Here is a 21,359-nt window from a genome sequence, read left to right on the forward strand (position 1 = left end):
AGGTCCTTGCAACTGAAGCGCGCGCTGGGGACCGGGGAGCACCACACCTGGGAATTACACGCCTCACCAGTGCGCGGGGATTACAGGAAAAGCCGACGGGACGACGGATGAGTGCGTACCCTCCTCCGCGGCATAGACCGTCTACTAATCGTTGGGAACCACCGTGCACGACTCCCCGTCCCTCTCCGCGGAGAGGACCACTCACCTGCTCGAACGCACCGGAGACCTGAAGGGCGAACTGCTCGACTTCGCCATGGGAGCGGAGCACGGCGAGGAGCTGGCCGAACGGCTCAGCGAGGCCGAGCACGAGTACGGCGCGCTTGACGAGGCGGGCCGGGCCCTCATCATCGAGGCGTTCCTGCGGGAGGAAGGTTCAGACGGAGGCGCCGCGATCCTGGAGAGGTTCGCGGCGGAGCGTCGGCCTCGCCTGGACACGGCCGACCGGGAGATGGTGCTGGGCTGGATGGACATCGTTCACGGCGTCTTCGAGGTGCAGGGCCGTGACGGGGAGGGCATCCGCCTGCACAACCTGATCGATGACCTGGTCTACACGGTGTACTCGACCATGGGCGGCAAGGTCTTCGACTCGCTGGAGGAGGGGTGGTTCGCCACGGCGTCGCTCGTCCCTCTGTGGCCGGGCAGCGGCGCGTGGACGGTCGCCGGGTATATGGCGCCACGGCGCCCTGAGGACGGGCCCGCCCTCGCGCGGGCCGCCGTGGAGATGGTGACGCGGTCGCCGATGCTGGCCCTGCGCAACCCCCGGCTGGTTGAGCGGGCTTGGGAGCTGGAGGCGGAGGACCGCGCCTATTTCATCTCCAGGCACGGTGGGGACCTGGTCATCGTGTCCGGGGAGCAGGTCAAGGAGGAACTGCTCGTGTTCGCCCGCAGGGAGAACGAACGGGCCGATGCCGAGGCCACTGCGGGGCGAGACGAAGGTCCGGCGGACGCCGTCCCCTTCGACGACGTTCCTCGCCACGGGGAGTTCCCGGAGGGTGAAGGCATCGCCCTCATCTACGACGAGCGTGACGGCCTGTACTACGTGGCCGGATTCGGCCTCGTCGATGAGCTGTTCGCGAATCCCGAACTGGCTGCCGACCCGCTGCGCCTGGAGGATCTGCGCGAGTACCTCGATGACGATTCGGTGCCGCCCTCGGCGATCCGGCGGCTGGTCCAGCGCCACCCGGACACGGCTGACCAGGTATTCACCGCGTTCCTGGGAGAGCCTGAGTTCCGCTGGGAGCGGGATGGCGAGGAGCTGCTCCGTCGGTGGAAGAGCTCCGACTACGAACGCGAGCCGGTCCCCGGCATCACTGTGCTGGGCGACCGGCTCACGGAACTGGCCAAGCGGGCGGGGTGACCGTTCAGGCGGCTGAGAGGGCGGCCTTGGGGGCGGCGTTCGGTGTCCCCGTCGGGAGGCGGGGCACTCGTGGGGCACTGAGGCCAGCGGTAGGCGCGCTTGCCGGGACACCGGCAGCACCCCGCACCCGTGGCCGTGTGGCTCGGAAGAGGGCGAGGAGGAGCGCGTCGGTGTCGGGGGCCTCGATCAGGCCGCTGGGGGTGGCCGCCCAGTAGGAGTGGGTGTGCTCACCGAAGTAGATGATCAGGTGCGGGTGGCGGGCCTGGACCGCTGCGGCGCGGGCGTGCTCGGCGGCGTACTCGGAGCGGTGGCCGCCCAGGCGCGGGAGGTCACGGGCCCGGAGGGCGCGGCAGGAGCGGTGGGCGCAGGACGGGCAGGAAGGCCCGAAGTGCGCGGAAGTTCCGGCTGGCAGGGTCGCGACGGATGTACTGTGCGGCATGGGATTCCTACTTCCTTCTCTCGATCATCCATGGGGGGACCGGAGCCCTGGGCCTGGTGGGAGGTGTCAGCTCCCACCAGGCCGCTCGCCCCCGTTGTTGATCTCGGGAAAGGCGGCCTTATGAGGGCCGTCATAAGGCCGAGTTCCCCGAGATCATCGGCGGGCTCAGAGTCGGTTCCAGGCGTTCGCGGTCAGGTCGAAGTCCAGGCGAAACCAGACCTTGCGGTAGTACGGGTCGCCGTTGTCGCCCCAGGAGGTCGCCAGCGCGTCTACGAGGGCGAGCCCTCGGGAAGAGTCGGCGTCGCTGACCAGCCGACCGGGCTGGAGTGGGGAACGCTCCGGGACGGATGCCGCGTCGCCTTCGATGCCGACGCTGGCGCCGGAGACGCGGCGACCGCGTGCCGGAATGGCGGTGCCTTCATCGCAGCACAGCAGCGTCAAAGCATCGACGCTGCGGCGCGTGATGAGGGTGAAGGCGCCGCCGGGACGCCCCGAGTACGTGTGGGCGATGGCGTTCGCGGCGAGTTCGGAGCCCAGGAGGGTGAACAGGTCGCGGAAGTCGGACGGGCGGTCGGCGGCGCAGGTGGACAGGAAGGCGCGGACCAGCGGCAGGAACCCCAGGTTGCCGGGGAAGTCGTAGCGGCGCCGGGTGTAGGGACGCCGCTCGGGGCGGCCACTGAAGTAGTGCCGGTATTGCCTGGGGACGAGGTCGCCGAGCCGGACGGTCACCTCCGGCAGGAGCGGGACGTTGGGCGTGTGGGGCGCAGCGGAGTCCGAGGACGGCGGCCGCGCCGGGGAATCGACGGTGGCGGTCGTGTTCGCCGCCGGAGGTGGGAACGCGGACATGTGGACACACTCCTCCTGCGAGGGAGCGGGGCATGGGGGTAGGAGGCGTCCGCCGGTGGACAGCAAGGTCAGCATTCGTCGTGCAGGGCTACGGACGCCTGCGTAGCGCGACCAGAAAACTCACGGTGATGTCGCAGTCACTGACTACACTCACCGTAAGCCGATATCGTAGAGTCAGCAAGCACTTTTTGCTACTTCGTAGAGTTTTCTTCAGCTAGGGTGTCCCCATGGCTACCGCCCACAGCCCGACGCTTCGCCTCCGCAGGCTCGCGACCCGCCTCCGCCGTGCCCGGGAGGAGGCCGGCTTCACGTCTTCCCAGGTCGCAGCCAAGTTCAAGTGGAGTGCAGGCAAGGTCAGCAAGATGGAGACCGGCGAGACCAAGCGCATCAGCGCAGCGGACCTCGATCTGCTCATGGATCTGTACGAGATCACCGATCAAGCGGAGCGCGACGGCATGCAGGCTCTTGCCCGCGATGCCCGCCAGCGTGGCTGGTGGTCCAAGTACAAGAAGGTCTTCAGCGACCGTGCACTGCCCGACTTCGAGGCCGAGGCGTCCCTGATCCGGACCTTCGAAGCCCAGCTCATACCGGGCCTCCTGCAGACCCCGGAGTACGCAGAGGCTCTCCTCAAGGGCGGTCGCCTCACCGACAGCGAGACTCTCCAGCAGAAGCTCGATGCACGCATGGCAAGGCGAACGATCCTCACACGCGCCTCACCAGCCCGCTTGCGCGCCGTCATCGACGAATCCGCACTCAAGCGCCCGATCGGAGGAGCCGATGTCCTGCGTGGCCAGCTTGCGCACCTGCTGTACATGGCACAGCGACCCAACATCGACATTCAGGTGCTTCCGGTCGAAATCGGGTCCCACGCCGCACTCTGCGCCCCGTTCACCCTTCTGGAGTTTCCCGATCCCCTGGACCTCCCGATCATCTACATCGACACCGCCGCAGACGGCCTCTTCATCGAAGACCCGGATGAAGTCGAGGCGCACAGTGCTACCTTCGGCGACATCCAAGGATCCGCCGTGAGCACGGCGCGATCCGCCACCATCATCACCGACCTCATCAAGTCCCTGGAGCAGGACACATGATCCCTGACGAGAGATTCCGGAAGAGCAGCTACAGCGGCCACTCGCAGAACTGCGTGGAGGCGGCGAGTGTTTCGGAAGTATCAGCGATCCGTGACTCGAAGCACCCGGAGCATGGCCATCTCAGCTTCCCCTCCAGTGAGTGGCACGCCTTCCTCCAGGCAACCCAGCGCGGAGCCCTGTAGAAGCAAGGAACGCGGTGGGAACACAGTCCCCACCGCGTTCCTCACTTTCTAGACCGCCGCTACTTATTCTTCCGCTTGCCTCGGCCACTGGCGGTCGGTCGCCAGTTCTTCATGTCGGAGTCGGTGATCCCGGTCTCCTCACGAAGCTGTTTGAGGTCTTCCTCCACGATGTCAGCGGGGCTCTCCCCCGTTTCGTCGGGTTCAGAGTGCCACTGGCGCACCCACGGAAGCAGTTCGGCGATGCCAGCGAGCAGCGGCGTCATCTTCTCAGCGTCGTCACGCCACCCCTGCTCGATCCGCTCGAAGGCGAGCGAGGCAAGGGCATCGGCTTGCTCAGCATGGTTCCAGCCCGCCCAGCCAAGGATGAGTGTGGGGTCCTCGTCGGTCTCGGCCCCCTCGTAGGAGATGAAGCGCTCCTTTGGTACGTCGAGCTTACCTCGGTTGCGCCAGAATGAAGACTGACGGAAGTCCGCCGACGTATATTTTGGCGGGAGAGGAGTGTCCAGTCGGTGCTCCTCCCCCCCGTCCTCAAGGTTGGAATTGAGCCGATCCTCCTCCACTTGAAGATGCCATACATGCTCCCAGTCTGCGCGTTTACGAAGCCCTGACTCCTTGTAGCGTAGAGCGGAAAGGTAAGGGACATGCTCCGCAGTGATAATGTCACTGACAACGGAGAAAAAATCCTTTTCAGGGTCGTAGAGTGCTGCTACATCCACAACTTCAGGAAAGAAATCGCGGACACGATTGCACAGAGCACGCAGGGAAAACAGACTCGGGCGCTCTTCATTAAAGTCGTCAACATAAAACCATACATTCCGATCTTCGCACTTCTCGAGAATCCACGCTCCGATCGCTTCTTGTAGTTTCTTGTTCCATTCTCCTTCTTTCCAGCGACGCTTATACTCTGGGCGCTCAAGCAAGCGAATAAGGTCATTCGACTCAATGACTTCGATTCGCTTTTCTATAACTCGCTTATAGGAATCCGGCCAATGATTTGGTATTTCAGTAACTAGATCGGCGCCGTGTCGAGCAAACCAAACACTACTTGCTTCACCGCGAAACATTTTACGAGCGAGGATAATCTCAAAAGCTCGCTCACCAGGCTTGACCCCGGGCATTTGTTCTGTTTTGGATACGACACCATCTAGATCACCCTCAGAAACCAGAACTCCATACGAACCATAATTAAGCCAATCTAGCTCCTCTTGCAGGGCGATCATTCGCTGTCGAATAGAAGTATGCTGCGACTCTGCATAACCAAAAACCTCATCACTTGGCTTGGTTTTCTTTACAAGAATTCTAGGGTCATGAACCGATATTTGGCGAGCCAGAGTGTCAAGTTCACTCGCGATACTTTGCGCTGTTTTAACCGGAAGAGGAAAGTTCTTCAACTTTGAAGCAGTAAATTCATAAAATCGCTCCCATTCATCATGCATGAAACCACCTGTTCCTGATTGACTCCCCTTGTCATGACACACCTGTTTCAACCAAAAGCAACCAACAGAGGAGTTAAGGGCTGAAAGTAGGTCCATGCACTCTTCACGACTAACTTTGTGTGGCAGCATCATTACGGGAGCGCTACGAATAAAAACTTCACTCCCCTTGCGCAACGCGAAATGATTATGGGTAGACACAAACGCAAAGGATATAAGGTTCATTGAATCATAACGAATGCGATTGAAACTAGAGTACTCGTACCACTCCAACCCCTGCTCTTCTTGATTTCCTGAAAGGGCGCGGCGATCCCGAAGAAGCTGGCGGTATGCCCATAGTATTTTTTCTGTAGATGAATCGATCTCGGGCGCCAGCGTTCCTGCGGAATAAGGAAAGATGCCCCCCATTCCATCATTTACACTCCAGTCCCGGACATCATCTCCCGCCACAAGCGACCGCATGTTATTCTCACTCACCCCCATTCTACGCAACACCTCTTCCCCCAGCATATATGCATCATCGAGTCGAGTAACCGCACAAAACCCGATATTTTCAACTTTCGCCCCAAGCACCTCCCGTTCTCCTGTAATCACTTCCATCAGGGCCGATGCGCGGCCACCAGAAAGGCTCCACGGATGACTATTGAAAGACATCCACGAAAAATCGGAACAACTAATCCAATCAGATTCGCTTCCTGGATTATCGACCTGATTGCAAATCGCATTCCACACGAGTCCTTCAGCTGGATTTTCCGGCTCCTGCGGCTCTCCCGAGATTCCCATAATCGCTCGAATTTTAGCTTTATGGGAAGCAGTCATATTCCGCCCAATAATAATAACAGTCGGAGTGCCATGCCCCGGGATGTACGCGCCCGAAGTGTCGATAATATGAGTGAGGCGCACTCTATTTCGGAAAAACTGCTCGATGAGCTTCTTCCCGAACTCCCGCTTCATGAACGAATTCGCCGTAATCTTCCCAACGTATCCAGCCCCTCCTCTCTCACCGGTACCCCTCACGGCCAAATTAAAGAATCGCTCCGAAAATGGGGCTGACAATGCGTATGCACCGGAACAACTTTCATACCTACTTTTATAGAACTCTTTTTCCTTCTTATCTTTCACTGTGACATATGGAGGGTTCCCGACAACAGAGTGATAGCTTCCGACTCCGAGGAGTTGGAATTGGTCGATGTATGGGTACACATCTTCCGTTTCGTAATGATGAGCATTCCGTTCAGGGAAAAGCTCTTCTTGTTCTCCGCTTCCATGGATAAGAGAGTCTCCTGCAGCCACCACAATGGGCCATTCGGGGTTCGATTCAGACAGTCTGTAAATTTCACCTTCCTTCATAGCAGCAACCATCAATCGGAATCGTGCGATCGCCACCGCATAGGGGTTCTTATCGACTCCATGCACGCTCTTCAGTGCCCTACTGATCAGATCCCAGTCCGATGCCCCGGGCTCTGCCTCGCGCCACTTCTCCAGGAGTCGGTGGAACGCTCCCAGTAGGAAGTGCCCCGACCCGCACGTCGGGTCAATCAGCCGGAAGCCCTGGTCGTCCTCCTGGTAGATCCGCTTCCCATCGAGGCCGAACTCCTCCACCGCCGGCTCGAGCGTGTAGTCGAGGATGAACTCCTCAACGAACTCCGGCGTCTGCAGCAGCGCGTACTTCTTCCGCGTCGCCTCCGACAGGTCCTGATACAGATCCCCAAGAAACCGCGTGTTCCACTCAGGGTCGCGGAAGTCATGAACCAAGTGGCCGTCGTCCCCGACCGTCCTCCAGAAGTCGATCAGCGCCTGCGCCGCCTGGTGCGACGGCGTGATCTTCCACATCGGGTTGTACTCACGGGAGAACAGGCCCGCCATGACCGACGAGACGCTCATCTCCGCGAAGGCGTGCTCCAGCCAATCGCGGTCGGTGCGCTCGGGCGCGTCCGGGTTCTCCCGTCGGCCCTCAAGGATCCACGCGTCCCGGAACTCCATGGCCTGGGCGTACCGGTCGTCGCCGTCGCGCGGCCCCGCGATGAACGGGTACTCCAGCAGCTCGTTGTCCTCGCAGAACCGCACGAACACGGTCGCCAGCACCCACGCGACCGCCGCCTGGGTCACCTGGTCGTCCCGCCAGGCCCCGTACGTCGCGTCGGTGCGCTCGGCCTTGCGCGCCCGCTGGTACTCGCGGTCCAGAGCCTCCGCGAAGGTCTCCGGTGTCCCGTCCGGTCCCGTCCCCGCGATCGCGGTCGGGTCCTCACTCCGCTCCCGGAGGTCCTGCTCCAAGAGCTTGACCTGTCCCTGCAGGTCCTTCAGCAACAGCGCATGATCGACCACGGAGGCTCCCAGCACAGTCGGTGGCAGATGGTGTCTTCCGTACCACCATTGTGGTGCTGCGCACCGGCCGCCGTGGCCCGATCAGCCCTTCACAGAGGGGTTTTCCGCACTGTGGCCGCTTCCGGCTACTCCCCCAGGTGGTCACTCCCGCACAGGTGAGCATCGGCGCGGAACCGCTCCCAGGAGCGGTTGCTCCCCTGCGCCTTCTCCGGGCCGCCCTCGGCGATGGCCTTGAAGACGGCCGGAGCGTCCGCCTCGCGGTACTTGCGCCGCTTCTTCCTGCCTCCGCCGACCTCGTTCATGAGGGCTTCCTTAGGCCCCTTGATCCGCCCGGTGTCCTTGCCCCGCAGGCGCTTCGGCAGCTCCCACGTCGGCTCCACCGCCGTCAGCGCGTCGGGGAAGAGCAGCATCCAGGCCTCCATCTCCTCCACGGCCAGCACGTAGTGGCCGTGCCCCAAGGCCTTGTGGAGTTCGCGCTCCACTCGCGTGTGCGTCTTCTCGTACTCGGGGCCATCGAGTTCGTCGAAGTCCTCGTGGACGAACACGCAGGCCAGCTCAGCCCGTTCCTTCACAGCCTTGGCGCGGGCCATGCGCACCAGTGTCTGAACGCGCTTGCGCAGCGCCCCCTCGGGCGTCGCCGCCTTCAGCCTCACCGGGTCCCGGATGTCCACGACCCGCATGTGCGGACAGATCTTCTGGAGCAGGTACTTCATGCTCGTGCGGTCGTTGCTGTCCTCCCCCGCCAGCACCACGATCGGCTTGGCCGCCTTCTGCCCCTTGCCCTGCTGCCCGGACCTTGCCTTGCTCACGAACCACCGTCCAGCGCACCGCCCAAGGCCCCGGAGAACCACAACTCCCCCAAGGGCAAGTCCTCGCTGGCCTCGACGATCGCTCTGATGTGGTCGGTGTCCAGGGCAGGGATCCGGGAAGCGCCGTCCTCATCGCGCTCGCACACGATGATCTCGTCCGGGCGCAGCCGGTCGGCCAGCGCCGGCGAGTGTGTGGCGATCAGGAACTGGGTGCGCTCCGACGCCTCCCTCAATCGGTTCACCAGCAGCTCCAAGGCGTGCGGGTGCAGCCCGTGGTCGATCTCCTCGATGCAGGTGAGCAGCGGCGGCGACGGATCGTACAGCAGCGCGAGCAGCCCCAGCAGACGGATCGTGCCGTACGAGGCGTCCCCGAGCTGCGTGGGCATGCGCAGCCCCTTCTCGTGCAGGACGACGATGACCTCGCGGGCGGGTCCCGAGGGGAACTCGAAGAAGATCCCTTCCAGGTGCGGCAGGACCGTTCGGGCGTCGTCGACCAGCCGTTCCCAGGTCTCCGGGTGCTCCCGCTGCAGCTTCATGAGGAAGGCGGCCAGGTTGGCGCCATCGTCCTGAAGACGTCGGCTGTCGGCGACGCGCGACGACATCCTGGCGAGTTCGACGTCCATCTCGAACACCCGGAAACTCCTGAGCGCATCGGTGAGCGCCAGCACCTCCTTGCCGCCGGCCTCCTCGTCCAACCTCGGCAGCGTGGACAGACCGCTGGTCTCGGCGCTGAGGCCGATCGACCGCTCTGGGCCCTCATCGTGCCCGTCGCTCGTTGTGGCGACGACGGCCTTCTGCCCCGAGATCTTGATGCGCCTGCCAGGTCCCTTCGTTCTCTTGAACTGAAAGGTCTCCTCGCGCGAGACGGTCTCCTTGCCACCGCTCCGCCTGCGCTTGAGGGTCAGCTCGTAGACGTCCGGGGAACTCTCCCTGCTGTTCGGGCTCCAGGTCGACGTGAGCTTGATCCGCATCGAGGTGGGCGCCCTGTCGCCGCGGAACGCCGTCTTCGCGAATCCCCCTCGCTGGTCCAGTGAGGGTCGGATGTCGAGGTTCACGATGTCGCAGAGGAACCGGAACACGTCAAGCACGTTCGTCTTGCCCACACCGTTCGGCCCGACCAGCACGTTGAGCGGCTTCAACGGGACGGTGACCTCGCGCAGGCTCCGGAAGTTGGCGACCTCGAGTTCCAGCAGACGTTTCCGCATGGGCTCCAGCCTCCCATCTGATCCGGAGAGCGCATCCGCGCCCCACCGCCCGCTCCCGCGGCCGGTTCGCCCCTGGTGTGCCTTGACATCTCTGACCTGCGGTTATTCTCGTTCTTCCACAGCCTCGAAACGCGCCCTCGTTTTGTCACCGGTCCGCTTTAGCGTTGGAGTATGGCCAAGGAGCAGTTCCCGGGTGGCGTTCCGGCCGGATCGCGGATGGCGCGCATCCAGGCCGGACTCGCCGGTGTGCTGACTGACTCCGGGGCCATGGCGGATGAGGACCTGCCGCCGGGTGCCCAGCAGGTGCTGTGCGACCTCATGGCCATCCTCGCCTGCGGGCAGGGGTCGCTGGACCTCGCCATGGCCCGCCTCGCGGCCCGCATCCGGCGGACCGGGGCCCTGTCAGGGACCGGCCATGCCACCGTGGCGGGCCTGCTGCGCGAGCACGGACGCTCCAGCTCCCAGGCGGCCGACATCACCACAGTCGCCGACCACCTGGACGACTACCCCGCGGCCGTCGCAGCGGCCGAGGACGGCACGCTCGCGTTCGCCCAGCTGGCCCTTATCATGGACGCGTGCGAGAAGGCCGTCGATGGCCGACCGACGGACCTCTACCCCGACGGGGCGGACTATCGGTCGCGCGCCGAAGGGATCATGGTCCAGGCCGCCTCGTCCGACGTCGCCGACCGCACCCTCAAGCGGATCGGACGCCAACTCCCCCAGCGCATCAGCCCGCAGGAGCACGAGCGGCGCCAGCGGGAGGCGTACACGGACCGGGGCGCGCGCACCACGACCGATGCCTTCGGTTTCACCCTGGAGGCTTGGGGTGACGCGGCGAGCGAGGAGATCGTGCGCGCGGCCCTGGACTCCCACCTGAGCCCGCCGGGCGACGGGCGCACCATCGAACAGCGCCGCTTCGACGCCTTGGTGCAGCTCTGCGAGAACCGCCTCGTCGCCGAGGGCCTGCCGGTCCCGGAGGTTCCGGCAGGATGCGACGCCCACACGGCTTTGACCGGACCTCGTGTGGACGGGGCCGCGCGACGCGGGGCGAACCCTCCTCAGGTCAGCCTGGTCGTCTCTCTGGAGGCTCTCCGGGGCGAAGAGGGCGCCGAGCCCGCGGTCACCGACCGGGCGCGGCTCCTCCCCCCGTCGTCAGCGCAGGCCTTCGCCTCGGACAGCCTCCTCCGCCGGATCACCACCGACCCGGTCCAGGGCGTGGTGGACGTCGGCCGCGCCCGGCGCACCTTCCCCGCCCGCCTCCGGCAGGCGCTTTCGGCCACGACCGCCACCTGCCAGTGGGAGGAGGGGTGCACCGTCCCCGTCCGCTGGTGCCAAGGCGACCACCGGACCGAGTGGTGGGAGGGCGGATCCACCTCGGTGGACAACGGCCAGATGCTGTGCGGGCGGCACAATCGCGAGAAGCACATGCGCCGGATGGAGGCCCGTTTCCGGGCCAGGACGGACCCGGGCGAAGACGGCGAGGGGCCACTACCCCGGGCCGCCTGAGTATTGCGCAGGCGGCCAGAGAGACGCTGAACAGTCCGCCGCCGGACTCGGTTTCGTCCGACAATGGCCGATCGTGGCCACGGCTACCCGGTGCCCGAATGTCCAGCCCCGCAGCTCACGTTGCGGGAGTTGCACTGCGCTTTCAGTCTCATTAGCGGTTCGGATCCCTACGGACATAACTCCCGAACAGCCGGAAGTGCGGCCGACCGGACGACCTGCGCTACATTGCGCATACACGGTGAAGGCTGACACGAAAGGAATCCGGTCCGTGGGATCCCACTGCCTGTTCCGAGCATCCGCGGCCGAACTTGCGCAGGCCATCTCTGGACAAGAGCTGGTCAGCGCGATGGAGCAGAACTTCCGCGAGCTCCTGGGCGAGTCTCCCCACTCGGGCGAGGTCGCCTCATGGAAGAACAGCATTCCCACCGTCGTCGACGCGCTCGATGAGGTCGGTCTGGGAGAGGTCGAGGTGCTTCTGGAGATGAAGACCCCTCTCACCGATGTCCGCATGGACATGGTCCTGGTCGGCTCGTACCCCAAGGGGAGCGGCCCGTCCGTGGTCGTCGTCGAGAACAAGCAGTGGTCGCACGCCTACCCCGTCCCGGACTCCGAGCTCGTGAGCCTCAGCAGGTCTCCCGGTTCCGATCAGTTCATCCATCCGGTCAACCAGGTCTGGGGCTATCGCCAGGTCCTGGCCGACTTCGTTCCCCTGCTGAGAGACGCCCACGTCCACTGCATCGTCAACATGCACAACGCCCCTGAACGGGCTCTCGCCGAGATCAACCCCCGTGTCCAGGGGTTGAGCGACATCGACGAGATTCGGGAGTTCACCCGGGTCTACGGCAGCGACCAGCGAGACCTCTTCAAAAAGGCGCTTTGCGACCTACTCTCGCCTGAAGACGCAAAGGCGCACGCACAAGAGCTCCTCGAGGCCCCTGCCCATCCCACCGAAGCGCTGCTGTCCAGCATCGGCTCCGGGCTGGCCCGGCGTTCCGTGTTCCCCCTCCTCGACGAACAACGCGAGGCCTTCGACTACGTCAGGGCCCAGGTGGCCAGGACCAAGAAGGAGAACAACAAGGAGGCCGTGCTGATCGTCGGAGGCCCGGGCACGGGAAAGAGCGTGATCGCGCTCGAACTCTATAAGACCTTGAGCCGCCAGGGTGCACGAACCATGCATGCGACCGGGAGCAGGGCCTTCACGAGGACCATTTGGAACAATGTCCAGAGGACCGCTCCGAGGGCCAAGCGGGGCTTCACGTACTTCAACAGCTTCTCCGATGCCCCGGAGAACGACCTGGACATCCTGATAGCGGACGAGGCCCATCGGATCCGCAGAGGCAAGCGCGTCCCCCAGGTCGATGAACTGATCAGAGCGGCCCGGGTCCCGGTCTTCCTCCTGGACGAGTACCAGACCGTGCGCCCCTATGAGGTCGGGTCCCCGCAGATGATCCGTGAAGCGGCGGAGAAACAGGGCGTCAGGGTCCACCAGATCAACCTGCGCCACCAGTTCCGCTGCGGAGGCTCCCCCGAGTACGTCGACTGGATCGAACGGATCCTGGGGCTGACCACCGAGCCCGCTCCGCCCCCGTGGACGCCTCTGGACAACTTCGACCTGCGTGTGGCCGATGCGCCCGCGGCCATGGAGCAGTTCCTGCGAACCAAGATCGACCAGGGGCACACGGCCAGGATCGCGGCCGGCTTCTGCTGGCCCTGGAGCGATCCCCGCAGCGACGGCACGCTCGTCGACGACGTCGTCATCGGGGATTGGCACCGCCCCTGGAACGCCAACTCAAGGGAATGGCACCACGGGGTCCCCCCGTCAGACCTCTGGGCGACCGAGGAGGGCGGGTTCGGCCAGATCGGCTGCATCTACACGGCCCAGGGCTTCGAGTACGACTACGCCGGCGTGATCTTCGGTGACGATCTCGTGTGGCGCGACGGCCGGTGGGCTCCCACCCCGCAGGCCAACGCGGACAAGGTCGTCAACGGAATCCCCCTCCGTGAATTCAACAGGCTGATCCGTTACGTCTACCGGGTCCTGGCGACGCGTGGGGTACGCGGCGCCGTCCTCTACTCCACCGACCCCGAAACCAACGACCACTTCCGCAGACTGGGCGTCCCCTCGCTGGAAGGGTGACCCCCAGCCCTACTGGAGTTCGGTCACCTGTTGGCGGTGGAAGGCGAAGAAGGCCTTGCTGTCCTTGCTGCCTCCCTCGAAGGCCGTGCACGTCCGGCCTTCCAGGGCCTCCGCCGCCTGCTTCAGGTCTTGTGTCGATGCCGCATCAGGGCCCATACGGATGACGCCCTCGTCGTCCACATAGACATGGCCGTGCTCGAACAGCTCGTCGCAGCCCAGCGCGCAGGCCTTCATCACGTTGGCCAGGTTCCGGTACTCCGTGCTGGTGCAGTGGCGGCGGGCCTTGATGTGCGCGGCCCGAACAACGCGCCGAGGCAGTTCGCGACCGCAGAGGGCACATGTGACGGTGGTGGCGTCCCCGAACAGGGCCTTCTTCAGCTTGCCCTGCTCAGCCCGAACCTTCTTCACCACGGTGTGGTCCACGTCCCCGGAGTGGTCGATGAGACCGGATGCGGTGGGAGCCGACTGCCCTTCTTCGTCGCCCTCGTCTTCGGAGCCAAGACCGTCCACATAGGCCAGCGCAGCGGTGAACTTCTCCTCGCTCTCGTCCACCTCCACCGGCAGGCCCCGTCTCGAACCGGACAGGCGAAGCGCCTCGGCGATCTCAGGCCTGCCCCAATCCTTCACGTACGCGTCGAACTTCTCCTCGACCAGGGAGAATCCGACGCGCATGTTGTAGGTGGAGTCCGGCCACACCGTGTCCGTCGACTCATAGAGGGGCTTGGTGATTCGGCCGATGACCACGGTCTTGAACATGGCATCGGCCATTCCGCCTTCAGGGACACGGGGGCCGCCGGTCGCGCGGTAGCCCAGGATGAACGTGTCGCCCACCTCCATCGAAGCGGCGATGTCCTCGGCCTTCGTGTCCCCGACCTTCTCCTCGATGGCATCGGGCTTCCAGCCCCAGACATGCTGGTCGCGGCCGATGTCGAAGTTCTCCTTGGACTCCTTGCCGACGTAGACACAGTAGATTCGGGACATGCAGACCTCCCGGGCGGATGGGGAACGGTGGGGGATTCTTCCCCGTCTGTCTATCTTGCCCCTGTGACAGCTCTCCGCGGCGCTCTGGGGGAAGGGAGCCACCCCGCCTTGGGCAAGGACGCCTACGCGCCTGCTGACTATGCCGCCACCGGCTCGGCGGCACCGAAGCCCCTCGGCAGGAGGAGCTGCTCTCCGTCGGCGATGATCCCGGCCGGCGACTCGTCCAGGGTCGGCGGCGCCTGCGGGCCGCGCATCGGGCAGAGCAGCCACAGGCCGAACGGGCGCTCGTTGGCGTCGCGCGCCTGTCCGGCGAGCGCCGCCAGCAGGGAACGGCCCTGGGCGTACCGCGCCAACGGGGTGGCCCGGTAGGCGAAGACCGGCTTGTCCGCGCCAGCGGCCCGGATGCGCTCCCCGAGGCGCGCGAACACGTCGTCCAGCATCTTCTCGAACGGAGCCGGCCGGTCCTTGTCCGCCTGCAGCACCATGTCCCAGGACGGCTTGCCGCCCCGCTCCTCGATGAGGGCGTCGAAGGTCGCCACGAACTCGGCCGTGACGTCGAAGGGGACGGCGCCGCCGCGGTCCGCGATCGCCGCGGCCACGCGCTCGGTGTCAGGCAGCCACGTCTTCAGAGCGAGGTAGCCGCCACGGGGAAGCGCGTGCTCGAGCCGCGCCCACGCCTGGGCCTCCTCCACCGACACGCCTTCACCGAAGCGGTGGCCGCTCACAGTGGAGGGGGCCAGCGACGTGTACTCGCGCTCCAGGTACCAGTACTCGGTGCCGTCCTCGATGCGGGAGCACAGCTTCGGGTGGCGCTTCTTGAGGCACTCGTGGAGCTGCCGGTCCGTGGGCCTGGCGAGTTCGGGGAAGCGGGCCAGGACACGGTCGCGGAGCTGCTGCGGCGTGACGCCGGGGTCGCCCAGGTAGCCGATGGCCTGGGTGATCTGCAGAGCCCGCTCCAAGCCCAGCGCGGCGGGGTAGAGCTCCAGGCGCGGCGTGGTCCTGGCCTGCTTCGAAGCAGAGGCCGCCAGGATGACGATGTCGGACGAGGCCAGCCGGTCCATGCCCTCCGGTGCCGGGACCCCGCGCAGGCTCTTCTCCACCTCGGCGGGGGTAGGCAGCGGCGCGTTCTCATCGAGCTCGACGAGCCCGTCGGCGACCGCACCGAGCTGATCCGCGTAGTCGAAGAGGTCGGCCTCGACCGGGGCCGAGGGGTCGTCCACGATCTGCGCGGCGATCGGCACGCCCATGGTCCGCCACACGACGAACCGGGGATCGCCGACACGGCTCTCCTCGCTCTCGACCGCGACCCGTACGGCGGCGAGCGCGTAGGCCAGCCGCTGGACCGGGTTGTCGACCGTGGAACCGCGCATGGTCAGCAGTTCCTGAGCGATCTGCCGCACGTCGCGGACGCGTCCATGGCGCCCGAGGATCTGCACGACGTCGTCGCGGACGGGGACCAGCAGGCTGGCGTGCTTGGTCCAGTGGGCACCCGCCTTCGCGAGTGCCTCCGACACGGTCACGTGGGTGAGGCCCAGCGCGGAGGCCACCTCGGTGTGCGTGGGCCACCAGTTCTCACGGGCGCCGCTGCCTTCGGGAAGCCCGATGAGCTCGCGAAGGACCCTGACCCAGTCCTTGTTCTTGTCCGTGGTCTTCGGGACGAACTGGAGGATGACCTGGTCGAGCGAGGCGTCGCGCTTGGCGCGCTCGTCCGCGCCCGAGGGAAGCTTCGCGCGGACGGCGACGGCGTGCTCGGCGGCGTCCAGGCGCTTGCGCCACTCCGCGGTCAGGCTCGCCAGTTCGTTGCGCACGCCGTAGGTGGTGCCGCGGAGCCTGCGGATCGCCATCACCGGGACTTGGAGCAGGTCTCCGACGGTCTCGCAGCCGAGGACCCTGCGGGCCATGTCGAGGGCCAGGGCGGTCAGCCCGGCCAGGTGGAGGGGGGTGTCGAGGGTCGCCGTCTCCGCACTGCGGCGGCGGGTCTCCTCGTCGTCCTCGATGACCGCGTCCTGCGCACCGACGTTGTGGTAGGCGCGCTCCCAGGCCTCACGCATCTGCTGGAGGGACGGGAAGCGGCCCTTCGGGTCACGCTTGAGCGCCTTGCGGAAGAACGCCGTGAGCGCCGCGCGGTACTGCTCGGGGAAGGCGTTCTCGAGAAGCCGCGGCTCCTCGAGGTCCGACGGATAGAAGTCGGGATCGACTCCGTCGTCGTCCCAGACGGGCAGCTCGCCGGTGGCCATTTCGTGCAGGGTGACCGCGAGCGCGTAGCGCTCGGCGTCCTCGTCGTAGGTCCGCCCGTCGGCGTTCTTCGGGAGGAAGGGGTCCAGGTAGCCGCGGGTTCCGGCCGTCGTGTTCTCAACAGGGGCGGAGGAGAGCGAGAAGTCGAAGAGGATCAGGGCCTGGGCCTTCTTGTTCGTCTCGCGAACCCCGATGTTGGCGGGCTTGATGTCGCGGTGGAAGACGCCCTTCTCTTCCAGATGCTCCAGCGCGTCGAACAGGTGCTGGCCGAAGCGGAGGAGTTCCCCCCTCCCGAGGGCCCCGTCCTTAGTGAGGTAGTCGGCCAGGGTCTGCTCACCGGCCCGTTCTAGCACGAGGACCGTGCGGTCGCCGATCTGCTGGATGCCTTCGTCGCCTGCCAGGGACACGATGCGCTGGCTCCCGGCGACGCGGGCGATCGTCTCGGCCTCCCTCTCCAGGATCGCCGGGGCCCGGTCGGAGTCCACGGCGACCTTGTAGACCATCCTCCGCTTGCCCGCCCGGTCCTTGACGAGCAGGGCTCGGGAGGTCGCACCGGTCCCCAGCACGCTTTCGACCGTGATGCCCTGCTGGATCTCGTCACCCTTGCCGGCCACCAGCGGGTCGGTGACGACCTCCGGGCGGGTCAGGTACTCCTCGACGTCGTCGAGGCGCCGCAGGAAGGTGTGGACGTTGGGCAGTCGGTCGCCTGGGCTTCGGTGGGTGGCATCGCGGACGAGGGTGTCGACCGGCGGGGCGACGCTGTCACTGACCGTGGACGGTGTCAGAGCACCGTGCTCGCGGATGTGCTCGCTGAGTGCGCTGCGGTCCCGTCCGGGCGGCTGCCCGGTGAAGATCAGGTAGGCGAGGGCGCCGAGCCCGAAGATGTCCAGGGCGCGGGCGTCCCCGCCGATCTCCGGGAACTCCGGTGCGAGGTAGGCCTGTGCCGCCGCCTCGACGTGGTCGGCGAGGACACGGGAGCCGAGGGCCTGTTCCAGGGTGTGCGTGGACGGGAGCAGAGTCGCCTGGCCCGTGGCGGTCGCGGCCCGCATGTTCTCGCTCGCCGCGACCTGCCAGTCGGCGATGCGCAGGCGGGGATACTCCCCATCGAGCTCCACCCATACGCTCCGTGCCGCCAAGGCGCGGTGCGAGAGCCGGTTCCGGTGGGCATGATTTACGGCCTCCGCGAGCTGGCGGACCATCTCCAGGCGTGTGTCGATCTCCAGGTCCGCGCCGGACTCGGCCATGTAGTGGTCGAGCCGCTGCCAGGCGGGGCGATGCCGGAAGACGACCCCCGGCCCCCGGCCGTCGATCACCCCGAAGTCCTCGGCCCGCACGATGCCCTGGTGGGAGACCCCGTCGAGGGAGAGGTACTCGCGTCGGGCGGCGCGCTTGACCGAGAGGGCCTCCTCCTCGGTCGCGTCCTTGCCGTGATGGTAGAGCCGCACCCGCGCCGAGCTGCCGAGCTCGGTGTGCTTGGCGAGGAAGTCCGTCCAGGTCGGGCCGCTCTCGAAGGAGCGCCTCTCGAGCGTGTAGGAGCCGAGTTCGAGATTGCGGTCCAGCGGTTGGGCACCGATCTCCTGCATGAGGCGGGTGACGTTCTTCAGGAACTGCGGTGAGGGCCGCTGCTGGCTCGGCTGCTCCACGAGGCCGGACCAGATCCCCGGCAGCCCGGTCCTGTTCTCCAGGCCTTCGCGCCCGAACACCCATTCACGCTGGTTCTCGTCGAACTCGCACCGCAGGTCGTCGGCGGAGAGGAAGACGGCGCCCGTGATGAAGGGGACGCGGACGTCGTGCATGCTCAGCTTCGAAGCCGCCCATTGGAAGCGCTGCTTGATCTCCTTGGCCTTCTGGTCCACGAAGTAGAGCGGGTTGTCATAGGTCCACCGGCGGCGCCCCTGTGAGGCGAAGGTCCAGGCCCTGCCCTGGTTCGTGGCCCGGCCCGGGTGGCTCTTGATCTCGACGAGGAAGACGCCGGTCGGCGCCACGAGCAGCAGATCGCACTCGCGGATGCGCCCGTTGGCCGAAGTGAAGGAGAAGCCCTGCCAGCCCCGGTACGGGTGGCGGTCGGGCATCAGCGCCCTGACATGGTCCAGCGCGGCCTGCTCCCAGGGGTAGTCAGAGGGCTTGCCCCACCATCGGTCGGCCATGGCGTCCCGGTCCCGCCTTCCCGTGAACGTTGGTGCTCCGAGGGGCCAGCATACGGCGCCCGAGGTGGACTCCGCGCTTTGAAGCCCGCCCTTATCGGCCGTCACTCAGTCCTCATGCGCCGCATGGAGCAGTAACGCATTCATCACGATGCACACATCGGAACTGGTGAAGCCATCCCACAATGCGGTTCATATATCCCCTTCAGCTCACGAGCAACCGCCTCCAGACCGACTCCGGCCACATCGGCGCCCCGTGAAAGCAATTGCTTGAGGGAATGAACCAGCGCATACCCCACAAGGGAGGCCGGGACATGCGCTACCAGCCGATCCTCAAGGGCCGCAAGGGGGAGATCAGGGCGCTGAAGAAGCTGTCTGATCGCCAGAAACAGGAGATCCACCCCCTGATCGAATTGACGCCCTCCGGCACGAAGGACGAGGTCAGCACCGGAGAGTTTGGGGAGGAGGTCCGGTCACTCGCTCTGAAAGGCACGTTCGCCATCGATGCGTCGTCCGGCGGCCCCAACGCGCTCAGCGAGATCGGCGCGGGGTTCGCCGACGGGCTGATTCCGGGGGTCGGATGCCATCCGCTCCTCGTTCCCGTCATCCGGCTCACCGACTCCGTTAAGGCTCTCCAGGCCGCCGGCAGCGTCGACGAGGCACATGGGGCCGGTTTCTGCCTCCGTTTCCCGGTCGTGGACAACGACGCCGGAGAAGAGGAGATGGGGGCAAGGCTCCCTGGGCTCCTCGAGCACGTGGGCTCTGGCCCATCGGACATCGACCTGCTCCTCGACATGCAGGCCGTCCGCTCCCCCCAAAGGGTGGAGAGCGCCGCAGAGTCCGGGTTCCGCCTGATCGACCGTATAGCCGAGCACGGGTGGCGCAGCATCACGCTGGCCGCGGGGGCTTTTCCGAAGAATCTGGACGACGTCCCTCTGGGACAGGCCAGCGAATTCACACGCTACGATGCACTCCTCTGGAATGCGTTGATGTACAGAACAAAGGGCGCGGACATGGGTTACGCCGACTACGGAGTCGCCCACCCGGAACACACCTCCGGAAGGGGAATTCCCCACCCGAATCTGCGGTACACACACGAGCAGAGTTGGATCGCTTACAAGAGACCGAGAGAGGTCAAAGGGATCTTTCGAAGCATCTGCGAGGACCTTGTCGCAAGCGACATATGGCCAGGACCGGACTTCTCCTGGGGTGACCGGTGGATCCACGACTGCGCCACAGGACGAGGAGGGACGGGAAGTCCCACAGAGTGGCGGGCCGTCGCCACCTCCCACCACATCGCGACCGTGGTCGACCGCTTGACCAGAATCGGTCGGCCGTGATCCTGTACCGGACGCCACCGCACCTGCAGAGGCCGGAGACGGCTCGCCGCCCGCCCCGGCAACGAGAGCTGTACTCATCTGGGCATCGCGAGGGCCAGATCCCCGATCAAGGCGTCGAGGACCGACTCTTCCTCAATGCGCCTGCCGTGGTGTTCCAGAGCCGCTGCCAGGTCCTCATCCCAGTCTGCCTCCACATAAGCCCCGGATAGTGGCCTGCTCTGCTCGACCTGTCGCAATGCCTCCAGGTAGTCGGCGGTCCTGAACCTCCAGGGGCTCCAGCCGAAGCGCCGGTGGAGGTGGTTGGCGATGCGGATGCCTCCCCAGTCGAAGTCCCCGTGGTAGTGCAGTTCGGCCCCCGCGTCACTGAGCCCGCGGAGTAGGGCCGAGGCCGCCGCGCTCGGTTGGCCCTGCAGGCAGACCAGCGGCGGGCAGTCGGCCCCGAGGAGGTCCGCGGCCGCTGCGATGACCGCCGGGTTCTCGCACACCCGCACCACGCTCCCGGCCAGCAGGCCGACCGGGGGATCCGTCACCACTTGGCGCAGCGTGAGGACCATCGGCTGCCCGCCCGCCTTGAGAGCGGCGAGCGCTCTTCCGGTGGGCGTTCGGGCGTCGCCGGGCAGCCCCACGGTGAGCACCGTCGACGACAGGTCGTCCTTGAGCAGTCCGACCGCCGCCCATGTTTCCCTTCGCTCCTCGGTCCCTCCTCCAGAGGATGAGCCGACCATGGCCCGTGCGGCCTTCAGGGCGAGCGTCGCCAGCGGACGCCCGTCATCAAGGGCGTGGGCGTCCCCGCAGACTCGTGCGGCGAACGTTCCCAGGCCTTCCCCTTTGGCGGGCAGTGCGGCGATGACGTCGGCCAGGCGGGCGAGAACCGGGGCCGCGTCCTCTGGCCCGCCGAGCAGACGCCCTGCCAGACCCGTCCCGCGTAGCTCCGTGCACCAGTCGGCCAGAGCAGGCGTGTGGCCGCACACGTGTTCCAGCGGGGCGAAAGCCGAATCCCATGCATCTCTCAGCGCGGCCTCGGCTTCGGAGCGGAGCCGAACGGGACCGGTGAGGGCTTCGACGGCCTGAGCGAGCCCTTCCGGGCTCGCGCCCGACCTCCGGAGGACGGCGTCCACCGCCTCGAGGGACACGGTCAGCGCCCGCCCCCTTCGAGGCGGCCTGCCCAGGAGGCGTTCGGCTGCGGCGCGCTGGCCCTGCTCGGCCCGGGTGAGCGTGACGGTCCCGGTGAGCGGGCGCCCCTTTTCCATGCGGTCACGGACCCGTTCCACCAGCCAGCGCGCGTCGGGGTCGCCCAGCAGCCGCTCCAAGCGTGGACGGTCCACAGCG

General features: G+C 65.9%; 13 protein-coding genes. 6 read left to right on the top strand and 7 right to left on the bottom strand.

What is annotated here, in order from left to right; translation table 11 throughout:
- Nucleotides 1-163: 163 nt before the first annotated feature.
- Complete coding sequence (locus O4U47_RS19100) at nt 164-1,357, top strand: hypothetical protein (protein ID WP_270679262.1); 1,194 nt, start codon at nt 164-166, stop codon at nt 1,355-1,357.
- A gap of 604 nt (nt 1,358-1,961) precedes the next feature.
- Here the strand turns inward: O4U47_RS19100 and O4U47_RS19110 are convergent.
- Complete coding sequence (locus tag O4U47_RS19110; protein ID WP_270679264.1) at nt 1,962-2,642, bottom strand: ATP-binding protein; 681 nt, start codon at nt 2,640-2,642, stop codon at nt 1,962-1,964.
- A 227-nt stretch (nt 2,643-2,869) separates the two neighbouring features.
- On the opposite strand from O4U47_RS19110, the gene O4U47_RS19115 reads away from it, so the two are divergent.
- Both O4U47_RS19115 and O4U47_RS19120 read left to right on the top strand, forming a co-directional pair.
- Nucleotides 2,870-3,733 (top strand): helix-turn-helix domain-containing protein, encoded by an 864-nt coding sequence (locus O4U47_RS19115; protein ID WP_270679265.1) that lies wholly within the window; start codon nt 2,870-2,872, stop codon nt 3,731-3,733.
- Nucleotides 3,730-3,915, top strand: a complete 186-nt coding sequence (locus O4U47_RS19120; protein ID WP_270679266.1) for a DUF397 domain-containing protein — start codon at nt 3,730-3,732, stop codon at nt 3,913-3,915. The genes O4U47_RS19115 and O4U47_RS19120 overlap by 4 nt, the downstream gene beginning before the upstream one ends.
- Nucleotides 3,916-3,974: 59 nt before the next feature.
- Here O4U47_RS19120 and pglX read toward each other — a convergent pair whose 3' ends face one another.
- From pglX to O4U47_RS19135, 3 genes are all read right to left on the bottom strand, one after another.
- Nucleotides 3,975-7,673, bottom strand: a complete 3,699-nt coding sequence (pglX, locus tag O4U47_RS19125; protein ID WP_270679267.1) for a BREX-2 system adenine-specific DNA-methyltransferase PglX — start codon at nt 7,671-7,673, stop codon at nt 3,975-3,977.
- Between the two features lie 125 nt (nt 7,674-7,798).
- On the bottom strand, nt 7,799-8,482 hold the full coding sequence (locus O4U47_RS19130) for a hypothetical protein (RefSeq protein ID WP_270679268.1): 684 nt from the start codon (nt 8,480-8,482) through the stop codon (nt 7,799-7,801).
- On the bottom strand, nt 8,479-9,687 hold the full coding sequence (locus tag O4U47_RS19135; protein ID WP_270679269.1) for an AAA family ATPase: 1,209 nt from the start codon (nt 9,685-9,687) through the stop codon (nt 8,479-8,481). Before O4U47_RS19135 ends, O4U47_RS19130 begins: the two co-directional genes overlap by 4 nt.
- Before the next feature lie 171 nt (nt 9,688-9,858).
- On the opposite strand from O4U47_RS19135, the gene O4U47_RS19140 reads away from it, so the two are divergent.
- Entirely contained in the window at nt 9,859-11,193 is a 1,335-nt protein-coding gene (locus O4U47_RS19140) for an HNH endonuclease signature motif containing protein (protein WP_270679270.1), read from the top strand.
- 346 nt (nt 11,194-11,539) lie between these two features.
- A complete protein-coding gene (locus O4U47_RS19145) occupies nt 11,540-13,330 on the top strand; it encodes a DUF2075 domain-containing protein (RefSeq protein ID WP_270679271.1) in 1,791 nt (596 codons plus the stop codon).
- Between the two features lie 9 nt (nt 13,331-13,339).
- Here the strand turns inward: O4U47_RS19145 and O4U47_RS19150 are convergent, their stop codons facing one another.
- Together O4U47_RS19150 and pglW are read right to left on the bottom strand one after the other, a co-directional pair.
- Nucleotides 13,340-14,311, bottom strand: coding sequence for a hypothetical protein (locus tag O4U47_RS19150; protein ID WP_270679272.1), 972 nt, complete (start codon nt 14,309-14,311; stop codon nt 13,340-13,342).
- A 137-nt stretch (nt 14,312-14,448) separates the two neighbouring features.
- The gene (pglW, locus tag O4U47_RS19155; protein WP_270679273.1) at nt 14,449-18,693 is read right to left on the bottom strand and encodes a BREX system serine/threonine kinase PglW; all 4,245 of its coding nucleotides are present in this window, start codon (nt 18,691-18,693) and stop codon (nt 14,449-14,451) included.
- A gap of 311 nt (nt 18,694-19,004) precedes the next feature.
- Between pglW and O4U47_RS19160 the strand changes: the two genes are divergently transcribed.
- Nucleotides 19,005-20,030: a beta family protein gene (locus O4U47_RS19160; RefSeq protein WP_270679274.1), complete on the top strand. Its 1,026-nt coding sequence runs from the start codon at nt 19,005-19,007 to the stop codon at nt 20,028-20,030.
- A 74-nt stretch (nt 20,031-20,104) separates the two neighbouring features.
- On the opposite strand, the gene O4U47_RS19165 is transcribed toward O4U47_RS19160, so the two are convergent.
- Nucleotides 20,105-21,355, bottom strand: a complete 1,251-nt coding sequence (locus O4U47_RS19165) for a TIGR02679 family protein (protein WP_270679275.1) — start codon at nt 21,353-21,355, stop codon at nt 20,105-20,107.
- Nucleotides 21,356-21,359: the final 4 nt, after the last annotated feature.

Origin of the sequence: Nocardiopsis suaedae (assembly GCF_027706745.1) — a bacterium.
Lineage (GTDB): Bacteria > Actinomycetota > Actinomycetes > Streptosporangiales > Streptosporangiaceae > Nocardiopsis_A > Nocardiopsis_A suaedae.